At 40.2% G+C, this 17,804-nt stretch carries 13 protein-coding genes and 1 tRNA gene; 1 reads left to right on the forward strand and 13 read right to left on the reverse strand.

Annotated elements, in window-relative coordinates:
- From BM161_RS05185 to ispE, 6 genes are all read right to left on the reverse strand, one after another.
- On the reverse strand, nt 1-2,115 hold the full coding sequence (locus BM161_RS05185; protein ID WP_074930946.1) for a hypothetical protein: 2,115 nt from the start codon (nt 2,113-2,115) through the stop codon (nt 1-3).
- Entirely contained in the window at nt 2,112-3,494 is a 1,383-nt protein-coding gene (gene tilS / locus BM161_RS05190) for a tRNA lysidine(34) synthetase TilS (RefSeq protein WP_074930947.1), read from the reverse strand. The genes BM161_RS05185 and tilS overlap by 4 nt, the downstream gene beginning before the upstream one ends.
- A 92-nt stretch (nt 3,495-3,586) precedes the next feature.
- The gene (locus BM161_RS05195; RefSeq protein ID WP_074930948.1) at nt 3,587-4,141 is read right to left on the reverse strand and encodes a 50S ribosomal protein L25; all 555 of its coding nucleotides are present in this window, start codon (nt 4,139-4,141) and stop codon (nt 3,587-3,589) included.
- Between the two features lie 552 nt (nt 4,142-4,693).
- Nucleotides 4,694-4,766 (reverse strand) — tRNA-Gln (locus tag BM161_RS05200).
- A gap of 25 nt (nt 4,767-4,791) precedes the next feature.
- Nucleotides 4,792-5,073: a septation regulator SpoVG gene (gene spoVG / locus BM161_RS05205; protein ID WP_022933210.1), complete on the reverse strand. Its 282-nt coding sequence runs from the start codon at nt 5,071-5,073 to the stop codon at nt 4,792-4,794.
- A gap of 42 nt (nt 5,074-5,115) precedes the next feature.
- Nucleotides 5,116-5,985, reverse strand: a complete 870-nt coding sequence (gene ispE / locus BM161_RS05210; RefSeq protein ID WP_074930949.1) for a 4-(cytidine 5'-diphospho)-2-C-methyl-D-erythritol kinase — start codon at nt 5,983-5,985, stop codon at nt 5,116-5,118.
- Nucleotides 5,986-6,199: 214 nt separating this feature from the next.
- Between ispE and BM161_RS05215 the strand changes: the two genes are divergently transcribed.
- Nucleotides 6,200-6,463: a hypothetical protein gene (locus BM161_RS05215; protein WP_074930950.1), complete on the forward strand. Its 264-nt coding sequence runs from the start codon at nt 6,200-6,202 to the stop codon at nt 6,461-6,463.
- A gap of 152 nt (nt 6,464-6,615) precedes the next feature.
- Here the strand turns inward: BM161_RS05215 and BM161_RS05220 are convergent, their stop codons facing one another.
- The 7 genes from BM161_RS05220 to BM161_RS05250 all read right to left on the reverse strand — a co-directional run bounded on the left by BM161_RS05220 (nt 6,616) and on the right by BM161_RS05250 (nt 17,803).
- Nucleotides 6,616-8,799 carry a polysaccharide deacetylase family protein gene (locus BM161_RS05220; RefSeq protein WP_074930951.1) on the reverse strand — a complete coding sequence of 728 codons (2,184 nt, stop codon included), beginning with the start codon at nt 8,797-8,799 and terminating at the stop codon, nt 6,616-6,618.
- The gene (locus BM161_RS05225; RefSeq protein WP_074930952.1) at nt 8,796-9,032 is read right to left on the reverse strand and encodes a hypothetical protein; all 237 of its coding nucleotides are present in this window, start codon (nt 9,030-9,032) and stop codon (nt 8,796-8,798) included. Before BM161_RS05225 ends, BM161_RS05220 begins: the two co-directional genes overlap by 4 nt.
- A gap of 11 nt (nt 9,033-9,043) precedes the next feature.
- Nucleotides 9,044-10,276, reverse strand: coding sequence for a peptidoglycan DD-metalloendopeptidase family protein (locus tag BM161_RS05230; protein ID WP_074930953.1), 1,233 nt, complete (start codon nt 10,274-10,276; stop codon nt 9,044-9,046).
- A gap of 32 nt (nt 10,277-10,308) precedes the next feature.
- A complete protein-coding gene (locus BM161_RS05235; protein ID WP_074930954.1) occupies nt 10,309-11,916 on the reverse strand; it encodes a motility associated factor glycosyltransferase family protein in 1,608 nt (535 codons plus the stop codon).
- Nucleotides 11,897-13,774 (reverse strand): penicillin-binding protein, encoded by a 1,878-nt coding sequence (locus BM161_RS05240; RefSeq protein ID WP_074930955.1) that lies wholly within the window; start codon nt 13,772-13,774, stop codon nt 11,897-11,899. The genes BM161_RS05235 and BM161_RS05240 overlap by 20 nt, the downstream gene beginning before the upstream one ends.
- 98 nt (nt 13,775-13,872) lie before the next feature.
- Nucleotides 13,873-14,424 carry a hypothetical protein gene (locus BM161_RS05245; RefSeq protein WP_074930956.1) on the reverse strand — a complete coding sequence of 184 codons (552 nt, stop codon included), beginning with the start codon at nt 14,422-14,424 and terminating at the stop codon, nt 13,873-13,875.
- 67 nt (nt 14,425-14,491) lie between these two features.
- The gene (locus BM161_RS05250; RefSeq protein WP_074930957.1) at nt 14,492-17,803 is read right to left on the reverse strand and encodes a leucine-rich repeat domain-containing protein; all 3,312 of its coding nucleotides are present in this window, start codon (nt 17,801-17,803) and stop codon (nt 14,492-14,494) included.
- Between the last annotated feature and the right edge of the window lies 1 nt (nt 17,804).

The raw sequence follows: 17,804 nt of genomic DNA on the forward strand, positions 1-17,804 counted from the left end.
TTATTTTGAAGCTCCTTCTTCATCTAATGGAACAGAAGTTAAAGGAACTCTTCTGCAGTAATAAGCAGCACCAACTTTTATAACAGATATTCTTTCTTCTTCTTTGTAATCAAATATATCAATTCTACCCTGCTCAAGTCCGTGAGAAACATAGTTCAAAATTGCCTGCTCTTCATCAGGTAAACCTTTTTCGTCTATCCAGTAAATATTTTCATTTTCACCGGCATAAACCATTACTTCAGTTCCTTCTGCATCTGCAATCATTTTTACAGGTACACCGTTTGCAAGTGTCAGCGAAAGAATCTGAAGTCCATTTGAATCAAAATAAATTGACTCTTCAATAAGAGTTTCACCTTCCTTCTGAGGATAGCGGATATACTGGCTGTCTGGAATTCCATTGTCATCATTATCCCAGATGGTAACCTTTCCACCGAATTCGAGATACTGCTCACTGAATTCACAGAAGGTATTTGCATTGCGGTCAATCTGAATCTTTCTGAGATAAAGGTCAGAGCGGCCATCTATGAAATTAAATACACTGGAAATAATACGGTCATTTTCTTCTGAACGTAAACCTTCCTGCGCAAATGGAATTTCTGAATAAAGTTCTGTTGTTTCAAAACTTCCGTCATTATCGTAATCAACAAAACGAACAAGAGAACTTTCCTTTGAGAAATCACAATAAGCATAACGTGCATTGTTTTCATAGAATTCTGCAAAGACTATGTTTCCACCTGAAAGTGTATAAACAATTTTTGCATCGTCACGTTCTGTGATTGGAAGCTCAAAGCTTGAAGCCTTTTCAATTAAATCCTGTGGAAGAGGAATTGCGTAGGTTTCTGTAATGTATGGAATATAAAATTCTGCTCCCGTACGTGCAATAACATTATCAGTTACGAAATCAAAAGGAGAGAATGTAAAATCATCATGAAGGAAATTAAAGTTCAGCTTTGTATCTGAATACAAGACTTTTGAAATGCGTGGATAAGTATCATAGAAGAATTGAATGCGGCTTGAATTAAAATATACAAAAACCGGTGCACCAAAATCACATGAAGAATAAAGCTCTGTTAATCCGTCATTGTTTGCGTCATATTTTATATATTGTGGGCGTCCGTTTTCATACTGAACAACAAACTCATACTGCAAATCCATATTCTCATCTATGTAAAGAGTTCCAGTAAAGTCTGCGAGAGTTTCTGCAGCACGCTGTACAACTTCAGGATCAGAAAGCAGTGCTATAAAAGTTTCCAGAGAATCAAGTGAGAACTCATTTCCAGAAGCACCAAAGTACATATCAAAGGCTTCTGCATCTGTATAGATTCCAGCTCGGAGTGCAGCTGTTGCAAGCAGTTCGCTGAGCTTTTTATTTTTTGCATCAATTGCTTTGATAAGGCGAAGTTTATCTTCTCCTCTTGCAAAAGAAACTGCCATAAGTTCAAGCTCAGGATTTCTGTCTGAATAGTCTGGAAGTTTGGTGATATATGAATCTGCAATTGTACTAACAATCTGTGGAATCTTATAGTCAATTCCATCGCGTTCTGCTTCACTCATAAAGAGAGATTCGAACATAAAAAAGATTTCAGGGAAGCGCTGATCAGATGGATAAACACGGCGGTCGCTGTTAAGACGCTGACGTGCATTTGCAAGAGATTCGGTAGTTCCCATGCGATAATAATTTTTGATACGGATAAACTCTGCATCTGCAGAATAAATGTAAGGCTCTGAATCAAGGGCAGAAAGAGATTCTTCATAAAGTCCTGTATCAGAAAGAAGGTCTGCAATAAAAATGCGGGCACTGTTTTTTGTATAACCTGCCCAGCTGGAACGCTCAAAAGCAGAAGACAAAAGTCGAAGCGCATCTGCCTTTGTTGCTCCAAGATTTAAGGAAGCAGCGGCCTTGATATAATATAAGTCTGAAATTGAATCATCATAAGAAAGACCAAGCTCTGCCTGATTTAAGGCATTCTGCCAGTCATCGGCAACAAGGCAGTTTTCTGCAAGCTTTAAGCAGCGCAGCGCAGTATTTTTATTTGCTGCTCCTGCAGAACTCTGTGCAGCAAGCGAAAATGAAATTCCCAATGACAAAAGAAAAATAACAGCAAACTTTTTCATAACTTTACAATCCAATCCTTATATCCTAAAAATCCACCGAGAACAGCTTTTATTCTCTGAGATTTTTCATCTAATAACTGAATGACAGGAACCAGACTTTTTTGAGAAGCAGCCACATGCCAGTCAGAAAGAATGTCAGAAACTTTTTTTTCTGAACCGTCGGCACATATTACAGTATCGCCAGGGGAAATGTTTCTGACACAGAACGGAAGAGAAACTCCGTCTACAACAGCCCCTTCACCGGCACAGACAGAAACAAGATTTTTTCCATTCTGTTCCCTATTATTAAAAACATTCAAAACTCCAAAAGGAAACTCAAATGTTCCACTTTTTTCTATTATATCAGAAAAAACTAAATCAGTATTGTCTTCTGTGTGTTTTTTTATAAAAAGATGTTTTTTTTCGCAAATGATATCGATTGATGCAAAATGCTTTGTAAATGAAGCTTTACCTTCATCATCCAAAGCCAATACCACATCTTTCAAAAACTGATGAGGAATACGGGAATCTTCCCCGGCCTTGTTGCAGGCTTCCAAAAGAATGCGGTATTTTATTGAATCTGGAGCAGCCAAAAAATCATCTAATGAAAGCTGCACACTGTCATCGGTATTTACAGTAAGAGGAATTGTTGAAAGCAGAGACTGAATAACCTGTGAGTCTTCACTTGCCTTCTGAGCGCCGCTAAGAACAGCTTTCTGCCAGCCTTCAAAGTTTTCATCAAGAAATGGAACCAGTTTAAGTCTTATTTTATTGCGAAGATAATCTGTTTCAAAATTTGTTTTATCTGTACGCCAGCTGATATTCTGCGAGGTGAGATAATCTTCAATTTCGCTGCGAGTGATATTTAATAGAGGTCTAATATAATTACCGCGTCGCTCTTTAATACCGCCTGCAGAATCCAGAGAAGCACCCTGTAAAAAACGCATGAGAACAGTTTCAAGCTGGTCATTTTTATTATGAGCAAGGCAAAGAGCATCAAGGGAATTGTCTGCGATAAACTCTTCAAAGGCTTTATAACGAAGAGCCCGCGCTGCATCTTCAGTTCCGCCTCCACGCTTTTGTGCTTCTGATTGTACAAGCCCTTTTTTCAATTCCACTACTTTGCAGAAAATCTGAACCTTTTTTTCTTCCTGAAGTTTTTTACAAAGCTCGCTTACATATTGCGCATCACCAGCAGATTCTTCTGCAGGCCTGATATTATGATTTACGGTAATTACATATAGAGAAGAAAAAATAGATGATAATGAAAGAAGAAGAGAAACAGAATCTGCGCCACCGGACACAGCAAGTCCAATTTTCTGAGTACCGTTTAGCGTTTCGTCGGGCTTAATTCCACATTCAATAAGATTCTTTTTTACTTTTTCTTCAAACTCACACATAAAAAAAGACTGTCCCGCACACAAAAGTGTCAGAACAGTCTTTATTATACACCAAAAAACGGTGATTAGCGAGTACCTAGCGGTACGTGGAATTAACCACGAGCTGGAGATACAGTAACGAGTGGGAGTTCAGCGCTTGTAAGAACTTCAACCTTGCTGTCAAGCTTGAGATCCTTTACGCGGAGAGCTTCACTAACGTTGATTCCAGAAATATCAGCAGAGATTGTTTCTGGGAGGTCAGCGATAGCTGCCTTAATTTTGATTTCGTTATTGCGTTCTTTCTTGAAACCACCCTTAAGAACACCAGCTGGAGTTCCTGTGTAGTGGATCTTAATCTTCATAACGAGTTTTTCGTCTGCATCTGGTGCAAAGAAATCTGCGTGAAGAACTTTGTCGTTACGGATGTTGTATTCAACGTCCTTGATCAAAGCGAGAGATTCTTTTCCATCAACCTTGAGAGTGATAGAAGTTGTTGGAGTGATAGTTCTCCAAATCTTGTTGAATTCTACTTCGCCAACTTCGATAGATGTAGCTTCACCCTTTGAGTTGTAAACAACTGCTGGGATACGACCTACTTTGCGAAGATTTTTAGCAGCTGTTTTACCAGTAGCTGTACGAAGTTTTGCTTCGAGTGTCTGCTTACTCATTTTCTTAAAGCTCCTTATATCCTTTAAAATATTTGAATATATTATCAGAAAATGAGAGTTTATTCAATAGAAGATGCAGGAGGGGGAAGTCTCCCCCTACGCCTCAACCGCCTTCTGCGTTTTCGGCTACCCTCTCTACGGGGGCTCTGCCCCCGTAACGCCCCCGGGTGGCTCATATTTCTCAGCCTCCCCGGCTCATAGCCACGGTGGTTGAGTAGCGAAGCGTATCGAAACCATATTTTGATATCCGCATTAATTTCTGTGGATTTCAAATCACCGTGGCGGAGGGCGGAAATCTATTAAATCGAGTTCTCGAAAATTACCGCAGACAGGATTCGCCGCTTCAGTCGGAAACCTCCTGTTTCCTCCTTCCGTGGCCGCCTCCGCTCACTTCCTGCCACCTCCTGTGGCAGGATTTCAAAAATTGCTGCGCCACTGCTCGCAATTTTTGAAACCGTTCGCTTCGTTTCGAATCCTGTCGACCCCTCTTTAATTTCAGGGAGTTAAAAAAAATAAGAGTTCCCCTAATTTTTAGGAGAACTCTATAATTTTCTGGGTCGACAGGATTCGAACCTGTGGAATGACGGCACCAAAAGCCGTTGGCTTACCGCTTGCCGACGACCCAAAGATGTCATCTATTATATAATATTTTAGTCGTCTGGGGAAGTACCTGTTTCTACGTGACCAGCGTTGTATTCTGCGAGAATCTTGTCCTGCAGTTCGGTACGGAACTCTGGGCTGATTGGATGGGCTACATCCTTGTATTCCCCGTTGGCAGTTTTTCGGCTTGGCATTGCAATGAACAGGCCGCTTTTGCCTTCGATAATTTTTACATTGTGAACAACAAAGCAGTTATCAAAAGTAACTGTAACATAAGCTCTAAGCTTACCTTCGTCCTCAACCTTTCTAATTCTCAATTCGGTAATCTGCATAAATCATCTACCTCCGCAAAATTACACCGCAAAACTATAATCTTATACAGTCCGCGCTAATTTACAGTTCCAAGAACCTGTCAGCTCCTTTACTGCAGATTCAGCCTCTTGCCTGGAAGAGAATATCCCAAAAACTGTGGAACCCGAACCTGACATTTCGGCGTATTCACAGCCAAGGGCTCTTAAAGCCTCAATTGCTCGCCCTATGTCTTTATACTTTGCAGAAATCACGGGCGTAAAAGTATTAATAAAAGTCCAGTTTTCCGGCGGCCTTCTGTAAACCAGCTCTAGCTCATCAAATTCAGGACTTATCAAAACATTTCCACAGGCTAAAGCCTCATCCACAAGAGCATACGCTTCTTTAGTGGAAGAGCTTACCTCAGGAAATATTAAAACCAGGAAGAGATCATCTCGCCCATGGATTTTCTTTACGACTTCTCCGCGACCAGAAACCAGAGCACAGCCCCGGCCTTTATCATCGCAGTGCATAAAGAAGAAAACATCGCTTCCAGTCTCGGCCGCGATATTATCCAGTTCGCTGTCAGATAACCTTACGTTACAAAGCCTTTCAAGCATACGGGTTAGTGCTGCTGCATCTGAAGAACCACCGCCAAGTCCGCCTCCGGAAGGAATTCCCTTCTTAAGCTCAACTCTGACACCTGGTACCTCGCAGCCCACTGTTTTACAAAATGCATTGTAGGCTTTTGTAAGAGTATTATTCTCAGGCAGTTCCATGTCACTGCAATGCACGATACAGCCTTTTTCAGCCGTTGTCGTCAAAGACAGTTCATCATATAAATCAACCGTCTGGAAAATACTCTCAATGCCGTGGAATCCGTCTGCACGTCCGGGAAGTACCCGAAGACCAAAATTTACTTTTGCATACGCCCAGCCAGAAATTTCACGTTCCATTAATATAATTATACCCTACTTTGACGAGTAGTCAAACTTTTTCGATTAATGATAAAACTCATTCTCTCCCCACCCCGCAATTCCTAGCAAAGATTTCAAGATAAGCGCAAAATTTTCAATATATTACCTTTAAATTCTATTTACTTTTTGGACCGTATCAATTATATTATTTGAGGTGAGTTTATAAGCAGTACAAAAACTAGGCGGGGTTTTTATGTTTGCTGATTCAGATTATGAAGAATTAAGTATGTCATTTTCATACGGAGACGATTTCGACGATGATTATGATGAGGATTTTGATGACGACTTCGACGACTATGAAGAAGACGACGAAGCACTTGATGAATTCGATGATGATGCAGACTTATATTACGATGACGTTTTCAAAGAAGAAGAGGACGTAGACGAACCTTACGATGATGTTGAAGAAGAAGACGGCTATGGTTCATACCGTGACCGCTTCCAGGATGAAGAATAGACTAATATAGCAGAACCGTTAAAAAACGAGCTGCGGCAGCGGGTCGTTTTAGGTTCTACCACAAAACCGTCTCAGAGGCGAGACTAGCGAGCCGACTGTTTTAGATGTCCGGGTCAAGCCCGAACATGACATACCCCACCAAACATTACATATCACAAAGCATTCAAATCCACTAATTCATATCCGCTATCAAGTAAAGCACTAATCAAAAGCGCAAGGTATTTATACAGTGGTCTTGAATGATTACTCTGTGAGAATCCACCTACAACTGACACTACTCCACCACCAGACTTTTCAAGACTCTGGCAGAATCTCTTAATCAACTTTTCAGGATCCATATCCGGATTTGTAAACTCAGAAACATCACAACATGCATTTACATAAGTATAACCCGCATTTCCACCATAAGTAATTAATTCCGGAGAAACAGAATAATATGGAGCGTGCCAGAACAAAGTAAGCTCTGTACCGGTACATGCATAAAACTCATCTTCATTTCTTGCCAGACCGCGGCGAACAAAATCTTCATTAATTACAAAACTGTTTTCTGTAAGGTCTGCAGTTGTAAAGAACATTGAAGCGCAAAGATGATTATTATTTACAATCTGTTTTGTTTCTGCAGGGTAACGGCGGATAAACTCACCGTTGATAAAGAAACTTCCCTTTACATTAAATTTCTTGAGTTCGGAAAGAATCAAAGGAAGACCGTCTGCATTATCATAAAGTTCAAAAGCGAGTGCTACCTTTTTCTTTTCTGGAGCTTTACGGGTACTTTCCTTATACAAAGGATTTGTTACTGCACGTTTGCTCAAAGAGCGGATGTAAAGCGCATTATCATAATTCTTATTTGTTGTTGTTCCAATGAAAACTCTGTAGCGGCCGTTCTGTTTTACAGGCTCAACAGGAGCTGTAATTTCAGTCTTAGACCAGGTTTTCTTTTTGCTGTCATATCTGTAATAGTTTGAGTTACCAGTATCTGCAATAATTGAATAATCAGAAACATCCCAATAGCCTGCAGAAACAGAAGAAAGAGTGATTGTATCTGCCTTGTTTGAGAAGATGTTCCATTTACGCACACTCTTTTCACCACCAACGTAGAGGTTAGAATCATCAGTCCAGATTGCAGAAACAACTTTTTCACCAGTCAACACGGCAAGTCTTTTCCAGGTATTGATATCATAAACATAAACAGTAGAGCCTGCAAAGAATGCCACTTTTGTACCGTTTGGAGAAACAAATGGTTTACCTGAATCTTCAATCTCAAGAACATGCTGAGCCTGAGAATCCAATTTATATACTGAACCGCGTTCTTTGATTCCATCATAAGGAAGCTTTTCCTGCCAGAGAACAGGCTTGTTTGCAGCGTCCCAGAAAATGTATGAAGCTACGAGAGAGGCATTTGATTCTGTGTATGGGCGTGAATAAACAACATCCATATAATCACAGGAAGCACTGCGAACTGTAAGGTAAGTAAAGAGTCTGCCATTCTGAGTAACGACTGCAGAAGTTACTTCACTGTTGCATGAGAACTTATCTGTAAGCGGATTAAACTGGAACGGGAAACGGCCCATTGGCTTACCCTGCCCGATTATTCCAGAATAAAGGCCGAGTGTATAAAGCTCTTTTGTATTGATTTTATAAAGAAGATAATCGTCTACATAAGCAAGAAATTTTGAAGATGCCCAGTAAACCGAGTTGATTGTACCACGGCCGATTTTTCTGTAACGTTCATCAATTTCAACACCACGCAGAACTGCATCTGGATTACAGAAATATACACCGTTGTTTTTTTCATAAACTAAAACTGTACTGTCTGGAGCCCATTTTACAGGAAGATCTTCATAAGAGTTCAAAACCCCTTCACAAAGAACACTGCTCTTTCCAGTCTGTGTACTTACCAGCATGAGGTTTCCTGAATAAACGGAAGTTCTTTCAATACGGCAGAAGTATTTTCCGTCCGGGCTTGCAGCATAAGGAACTACAGGAACAATATTTTCCGGTATCTCACTGCTCTTTTCAATCCATGTGATTGCGCTGGTCTTTTTTGAATAGCGGGCAATTCCGTATCTGTTTCTGATCTGAAGTTCATCTCCCCCAGAAAGAAGTTCCATCTGTTCCGGGAAGCAGGTAATAACTTCTGAAGCCTTATCGCTCTTTCCGTCTTTTAAAGCCGCATAAAAAAGTGATTTATATGGGCTTGTTCCCACCATGTTATGGCGTACAGTAAAAAGAAGTTCATCGTTAAGATTCAAATCCGGATTCCCGAAGGAAGTGCCGGCTGAAAGTGAGAAAGTAAAAAGACTGATTACAAGACACAGAATTCCTGTTTTTTTCATTTATGCATCTCCGCGCTAAGAACAAGAATGGAAAGCTCATGCTCAAGATCATCGAGCTGTTCTCCCATCTTCTCTAACTGATTATAACGCTTTTGGAATTGTTTTTCCTTAAATTTCGCATAGCGTAACTCTGCACTGTCATCTTTTTCCTGAGCTACGCGAGACTTGCCGCACCAAGGGCAGTAAAAAAATCTCTTATCAATAAGTTTACCACAACCACCGCAGATACACATAATTTTACTCCTTATTTCAAAACCGTCATCGGGTCAATCAATTTTCCGTTTTTGTAAACTGTGAAATGAAGATGTGGGCCTGTTGAATAACCTGTAGAACCAACAAGTCCAATTCTTGTTCCCTGACTAACCCACTGTCCTTTGCTTGCAATTATTTTTGACATGTGCGCATACAAAGTCTGATATCCGTTTCCATGATCAATAATTACATAGTTTCCATATACACGGTTAATACCCGTTGTAGTTACCTTTCCACTCATTGCTGCAAGAATTGGAGTTCCTGTAGGACAAGCCATATCAGTTCCAGTATGGAAAGATTTTACGTTTGCAATAGGATCAATTCTATAGCCATATGGAGAAGACCAGCGGAACTGAGCAGAGAGAGGCATTCTGAAAAGCTCGCCCATAGCGTTGCGAAGTGCGCTGGCATCCATAGCAGCTCCAGGAAGGAACAACTGCTGGCCTGCTGTAAGAGTTTCACTTGTAAGCTCGTTTACATCAAGAAGCTGTTCAAGACTGATTTTGTACTTACTTGTGATAGAGTTCAGAGAATCGCCTTTTTTTACTGTATACACAATTCCATCAATTGAAGGAATCTTAAGCTTCTGTCCTGCGGCAAGCTGGCGTACGTTTCCAATATCATTTACAGAAATCAGTGTAGAAATATTTGTAAGACCAAACTTCTTTGCAATACCACTGATAGTGTCGCCCGAACGAACCTTATAAGTCTGAAAGCTAACTGGCTGTGTAAAACTTGCACTTACAGCATTTTCTGCAACATCCAAAAGATTTCCAGTTTCGTCGTAATCGAGTTTTCCTTCAAGCGCAAAGTTTGCCATTATCTTATTGAGATTTTCGATATCTGCAGAATCTCCAACCTGAAGAACAAGAGGACCAGTATGATTTACATGATGATTAACAAGCTTAATTGTACCGAACAAAGCTGCTCCGAAAGCAAGAGCAGATGCAATGATAATCAGAATTGATTTTACGTTTTCTTTTACATATGAACCGGCGTCAGTTACCGAACTGCCTACCAGCTTAAAGAACGAACGTACAGAAAGGTCTGCTCTTACTTTCTGTGCAGAAAAGCTTCTGAGCTCTGGAGAAAAAATATCTGTTGTTATGGAAGCGGAACGGCTTCTTTCCTTATGCCTGAACTGCAATTCCGGAAGACTGAAGGTTCCAAATCCGCTGAAGCCTCGTCTGCGGGAATTATCTTGAACGTAACTTATTATTTCCATGCTTCAAGTATCGGTAAATAATAAGGGTCGGTTTAGAGATATTCTTGTAAAAATGGGTTTTCAGAGAGGAAGGCTTCTCGGGGGAAGTTGTTTATGAGATTGTCGAGGTTGGCGAGCTGCGCTGCGGTTAAAGGTGAGCGGGCGGTGGCCGCCGCGGCGAGGAAGCTTGCTTTGCGGGATGTTATTGGCGGACGTCGGAGGAGCTCTGCGGGGTCAGCCGCTACGATGCCCGGCGTATTGAGACCTCGGGGATCCAGTGTGTACGTTTTTGTTTCCGGACAGGCGGCGAGCCGGGCTTCAAACCACCAGGAAAACATTTTCATGCGGCTGTCGGTAAGTACTGGCGAGCCTGAGTAGTCGGTGCCCATGGTTGCGTTCGCGCTGTACAGCGAACCTGCCGTAAATTTATCCGGAGTTGAAAGGCGGCTTGCAAGAGTATGATAAGTCTGTTCTGCAGAGCTGCCTTTAATATGAGTTTGCTTATTCGGAAAGGCAAAGTCCAGGCCTGCAGTATATATTTCGCGAGCCCCTGCAAGATGTGCAAAGTTCCAGGCACTCGAAGCTACAGATCCACCTGTTCCAAGGTCGCCGGCTGATATTCCAAGTTTTTTCTGTACAAACTGCCCAACCGGAAACTGTGAACTGCACAATAAAAGATTACGACAGTTAAATCGGAAAACAGACGGATACGCACTAATTTCTGTTATAAAAACGCTCTGCGGCGCGCTCAACCCCGCGATATGCCTATAAGCCCAGAACTGAGGATCTGTAAGAATTACAAAATCAGGCTGTACACCGGCGCGTAAAAGAGCACGTAATGCAGTTTCAACACAAACTGTAACGCAGCGCTCCTGTAAATCTTTAATATGAGGAAGAATTGTTTCAAGCGAAGGTCCAGCCCCAATAATCAAAAATGGAAGAGCATTTCCATCATCATCTTTTGCCTTATTTTCAAGGCAGCTTATTTCCCCACACTGCCCGTACTGTTTAAAATTCTTAAGACTGTTTCTGCACCAGAGTTTTCCAAACTTTTTGAGTGTTGCCGCATTAATTTCATTTTTTCTCTGATTGCGTTTTATAATAGAACGAACTGTATCAAAATAAGGAGAGGCATGTGCAGTAAAGGCCGGAATATCAAAAAAGTAAGCATCAGAAACTCCGGTCTCACCAATGTTTACATGAGAACCGTCTTCCAGAAGAGGAAGCACAGATTCAGCAGGAGCGCCTACAGCAATTATCAGTTTTTCAATTCCAAAAACAGGTGTCCAGTCGAGCACGCACATTGCTGCAAAAAAATGCGCTACATCAGGTTCAATCAAAACAAGACGAGGCTGCTCCCTACCACGCGCCTTCAACAATTTTGCGCATTCAATTACATGATAGCCCAGACCAAAACCATAAAACACAATAGAAGATTTCTGGAAAACTTCGTCACGCCCTACTGCGCCATTCGCCTCGCGTTCGGGATTATAAGCAGAATGAAGTCTTACCCCACCCTCGCTTGCTGTAATATTTCCATTTTTGGCTTGTTCAAGTTTCCATATAGATTCGGGAGGAACAGGAATATTTCCTGTCATTTGTGCAAGGGCCGGGAATCTTTTTTTGAAAGCGTCAAAGTTTTTATTCCAGATTGAGTTCAATTACCATGTTCTCCGTAACAGGGGTTCCAGGTTCAGGACTCTGGCTTGTTACCCAGCCGCTTCCATTTATATTCAAACGAATATCAGAACGTTCCATTAATGAAAGAAGTTCTCGTTTAGATTTGCCTGTAAAATCAGGAACTACAGAACCAACCTGAATTCCCTGAGAAGAAGAAATTGTAATAACTCCGCTGTGTTCAAGAGAAGCAGCACCGCCACGGCTCATACCAAGGTGGTCAATGATAATATCTGCGGCTTCTCCAATTACAGGAGCAACAATACGTCCACCGTAAGTTTCTCCCTTAGCTTTTTCAACTACGATATACAAAACAATCTGAGGTTCATCAACAGGGAAAATTGCAATACAACTTGAAAGGAAGTCTGTATCACTATAGCCGCCGTGTTCCTTATCTGCCATCTGAGCAGTACCGGTCTTTACACCAATATCCACGTCGCGAAGGTTTGCACGTGAACCTGTACCACTCTTGGCTGTAGTTTCCATACAGCTGAGAATATAGTCTGCAGTATTTTTAGAAAAAACGCGGTCCTTATACTGAGGCTCATGCTCATAATAAGTAGTACCGTCTTTATTTGTGATTTTATGAATAAATGTAAGCTGAACAGGAACTCCGCCATTTCCAATTGAAGTAGCAGCCTGAACCATCTGAAGAGCAGATACACTGATTTCCTGTCCAATTGCAATTGTCGGCTTTGAACGGGCAGACCACAGTGAACTGCTTGTATCTTTTACAGAACCTGAAGTTTCTCCCGGAAGCTCAACGCCCGTTCTTTTTCCAAAGCCAAGCATTCTGATTCTGGACATAAACTCATCTTCGTTGATTCTGTCACTAATCTGACCAAGAACATCATTGCACGAATAGCGCAGACCGTCTTTAGGTGTACACCAGCCATGATGCTCAAGACATTTAATTCTGATTGTTTCACCACTCGCAAGGCGCTTTTCATACATTCCGTCACAGAGGAAAGAATCATTTGGAGAGATTCCATGTTCATCGTAAACAATACCAACTGTAAAGATCTTGAATACAGAACCCGGTTCATAAGCAGTCATTGCCGGACGGTCAATTTTTGATTCTATGATTGAAGCACCATATTCATTCAGATCTGCAGATGGAAGACTTATATATGAAAGCACTTCACCAGTTGTACAATCTGCGGCAATAAGCATCATGCTCTCTGCCTGAGTTTCGTTCATTGTTTTATGAGCAATCTGTTCAAGTTTATATTGAAGATTTGCATCAATACTTAAAAAGACATTTCGTCCCTGTAGCGGCTCTCCGTTTTCATCTGTTCCAGAAGGAGCAAGAATGCTCTGCTGAGAAAACTCAATACCTGCAAGACCGCGCCCGTCATCACCCATATAACCAATAAGCTGAGAAGCAAGTGCATGATTAGGATAGTTTCTTCCAGGGATTTTCTCATAACTTACAAAGTTGTAGCCCTTCTCGTCTGTGAGCTGCTTAAGAGGCTCATACATTGTCTGAGAGATTTTTTTCTTAAGATAAACAAAGCTTTTATTTGTATCTATGATTTCCAGAATTTCTTCTGGAAGCATTTCAAGAAGCGGAGCTATATCCTGAGCAAAGCGGTTACGAACCTTTTCGCTGTCTTTAAGATTTTTTACAGACACACCAACATGATAGAAATTTGTCTGTACGGCAAGTGGAAAACCAGAACGGTCAACAATTGAACCACGCTCAACTGCAGGCACATTTTGAGCAACAGGAGTTACCGGTTGAAGAGAAAGTTTTGCATATGTAAACAGTAATATAAGAAGACAGATTCCACAGCAAATGAAAAAGAAAACAGTCTGCTTAGGTCTGAAAAACTGATTCACGATAAATTTCCACCCGAATCTATTGTAAACCTATTTTGATTTTATTTCTAGATATAGAAAAAAAATCCCGCGACAAGCGCGGGATTGATAAAGAAGAATTAGTCGTCTAGTAATGAATTTAACAAATAATTAGCCAGGAATTTTTTCCATTGAATTTGTGCATTCTGTGCCTTACCTTTTCCAATTTCTACACATTCATCTGGATGTGCGTGAATTTTTGGCTCAGAAGCCTTCTCCAATTTACCACTTCCCCATACTGTATACCAAGATTTTTTTCCAAATTGTGATAAAGGATATTCTTTATTTCCCCCAACAGTTATTGTCATATCTTGTGAATATAGACCATTCAATAATTCTACAGTTTGTACAGTTTCTGTTTGTATTGAAACTGTTAATCCAACATCAGGATTGAAAAATAAATATATATCTGCATTTTCCAATTTTTTTACATCTTCATCTTCGTCTGCACCTGCAGCCGCAATAGGAATATTAATTGGTTTAGTTGATTTATATTTATACCACTGATTATATGAATCATTTACTGTCTCAAGTACAGTCTCTTTGATTGTTTCAGCTGCGCCACAACCAGTAAATGCAAGTCCGCAAAGCAAAACTGCTGCTGCAGTCATTATTTTCAAAAATTTCTTCATAATTAAATCTCCTGTCAAAATTGAAGTTAATTAATTATAAAGCAGCCATTTGCATTTGTCAAAAATATCAGTTTTGACGGACTATTTTTTCTGAAGAATAATATTCCATATACAAAGAAGCATTATAAGATCCATCTGATTTAAAGTTAATCTGTGTAGAATCGCTATACTTTTTCCAGCCATCATAGAGATCAAATGACATGCTAGCTAAAGAACTACAACCAGCGAAAGCCTGACTCTCAATCGTAGTTACACTGCCAGGAATATGTATTGAAGTTAAACTACTATAACGGAAAGAATAGCTTGGTAAATAAGTCCATGAAGATGGAATGGTAAAACTAGTAATGCCACAGCCCTGGAATTCACAGCCTGAAGTTATCTGAGGATTATCATTTGGAAGTGAAATACTTGTAAGTCCACTTGCATTAAAGAATGCCGCATCACCAATTGTTACTCCATGAGTTGTAGTTACAGAAGTTTCAGCCTCAACATAAGAAAAAGCTTGTCTCGCAATACTTGTTACATTATCAGGAATTACAAAAGTTGAAATAGAACTATTACCCGGATACCAGACAATAGTATCACCATCCTTGTTATACAAAACTCCATTTGAATCTGAAGAATAATAAGTTGAATTGGACGGTGCAATTATATTCTTTGTATTTGTAAACACTGCATGAACATCTTGATTAGCAAAAACGTTACTATCAAAATTTGGCCCAATAATAATAGTATCAAACTTTTGATAAACCAGAGAAGATGAACTTGAAACTCCTAAATCACTAAAACTTGTTAATGCTAATTTTGTAAGCCTTGTTGCTCTGGATAAGTCTAGTGTTGAAGCTTCGTTTATAACTATTCCTGCAGAATTATTTCCGCTTGTATTAGTGCAAAGTTTTTTAATGAAATTGGTAAACAGTGTATCTGTTACATCGGCACCGATTACAAAGTGATATTCCTGATCTACAACGAGATCACTTGCATTAAAACTTGCAATATTAGAAGCTGTCAATTCCGTAGACACAGCAATTTTACCGTTTGACATGATTGTACGAGTCACGTTATGTTCAGTATCAGGTTTTATTGCAAAATGGGGCATTTCTGCCAGGATTGTGGTAGTTGCAGAATCATCCAGTTTAAGAATAGGTTCAGCAGATGATGGATTTTCCGGTGTAATCACAGCAACAACACCATCAGAACATTCAGAAGGTGGCTCAATCGGGTCTTTAAGAGAAATCCATTTTCCCTCTGCAATATAAAGGTCATTACGAGGGTTATCTGAATCATAAGGAATATAAGCAGAGCCTGTAATTATAAAATCTTTACCAGACTCATAAGCCACAGCACCACCGTACCCGTCCGCAGTATTTGAGCTTATTTTTCCCCCAGACATAGTAAAAGTACCCGTTGCATCTGATTGTGCTGCAACAGCGATTCCACCACCTGCACCTTCATTACTATTAAGTCCTATCGCACTGTTAGACATTATAGTTCCGCCTGTCATTTCAAACTGGCCGGAATTAGAACCATCATAGGTAATCAATACCCCTCCACCATAACCTGAGCTATTTCCCTCTATAACCGCAGTACCAGTAAGAGTCAGATTTTTTGCAGTTGAAATTCCTCCTCCCATACCTCTATCTGAAGTACTAGCGCTGCTGGCATAATTATAAGAAACATTCCCGGCAGCAATTTTTACACTTCCATTCTGATTATCTATTCCGCCACCATGAGTTGTTGAATCACCCTTTACAAGATTATAAATAACCCCACCTGAAGTTTCGGCAGGCACATTTTCTGCAGAATAACCTAACCACAAGGTTCCGCTTCCGACTCCAATGCCACCACCAGATGTAGTTGCTTTATTTCCAAAAGAGTTTTCAGCATCTTCTGCATGAGAAAGAACGCCTCTTTTTCCAATAACAGCGCTTCCATAAACAAAAAGGTTTCCTTGATCAACATAAACACCACCACCATTTCTTGCCTGATTTCCAGTAACAAGGACACCATCTGTCAGATAAACCTTTGCATTGGCGTTATTAATGTAAATACCACCGCCGGTATCATTGGTGCTTCCACCGGTTATTTTCAGGTTCTTGATAATTACAGGCACACTGGTATTTATAGAAAGAGCTTTACCGGATCCGTTCGCATTTAATGCATCCTGTGGCTGACCAGCAACAAGACTTGAATCTCCGCAGATAGTTAGAGAATGCGCTAATAATGTACCTCCTTCCTCTCCACTGCCGGTATTTTCCAAAGTATTTGGGAGTTCTGCATTACCTATGAGAGTGCCCTTTATAAAAATCGTATAATCCTTTTCTGCATTATTAAGCATAGCAAGAGCGCCGGAAAAAGTTTTCTTTGGATGTAAGAAAGAACCAGAGCCTGAATCATTTGCAGCTTCTGGATTTATCCAGATTTCGGTAAGTTTATTGCCTTCAACCATAGCATTTGTAATGTAGCAGGTGGTTGTTGAGCCACTTGTAACCAGCCAGGGCTCATTGCCATTTTTTACCCAGGTGTTGGTTGTAAGATTATCAAAAATACCTACTGATTCAGTAAAGCTATACAAAAGAGCATCTGATGTACTATAGAATTTAAATTCAACTGTTGCATTATAGGAATAAACATCAGTCTCTGTTATTAAAATTTTTCCATCGGAAACATTATATGGCCCACCATTTTTGTTATAAAAAAGACCCTCCTGAATTTTTATTTTACAATAACTTATTTCTGAATTATCCTCGATTTCAATTTCCAGAGAAATATTACCTTTACCATTTGTATTTGTAGAGCCTGTTACTGTCTTTTTAGCGCCTAAAGTCAGGCTTGCATCCACTAAAGGGTTTTCAGACGAAATTGAAAAGTCTTCACTTTCTCCGGAAAGGATTATTTTATCAGCATATTTTATATCTGCAGTTATTTTGTAAGAAACCTCTGAGCTACCTACAGGAACTCCAATTGTAAAGGTTCTATGTTCCCAGTCTATTGAAGTAGCATCATAGGTTACGGAAGAATCGCTAACTTTTACAGCCTTTATTTCGGCAGTAAGACCTGTTTCAGGAATTGACGGAAAGGCAGTACGAGACCTGTCAGATGCTGAAACAAGTTCAGCATGACTACTATTCTCTTCAACATGATTGAGCTGATTAACAATCTCTTCCGGGAAGGCACCGCGGATATTAAGAGAACCAGAAACTGTTACTATCGTTTCAGGTTCAGTTGTTTTAGTTTTTATTTCTGTAACAGATGCAGGCGATTCGCTTTCTACCTCATTTTCTACAATATTGTTACAGCCAGTAACTAAAACCGCAAAGAGTAATGAGGCAGCCGATAATGTCAAAATCAAAAATCTTTTCACTAATCTACCCATCATA

Source organism: Treponema bryantii, assembly GCF_900113965.1.
Lineage (GTDB): Bacteria > Spirochaetota > Spirochaetia > Treponematales > Treponemataceae > Treponema_D > Treponema_D bryantii_A.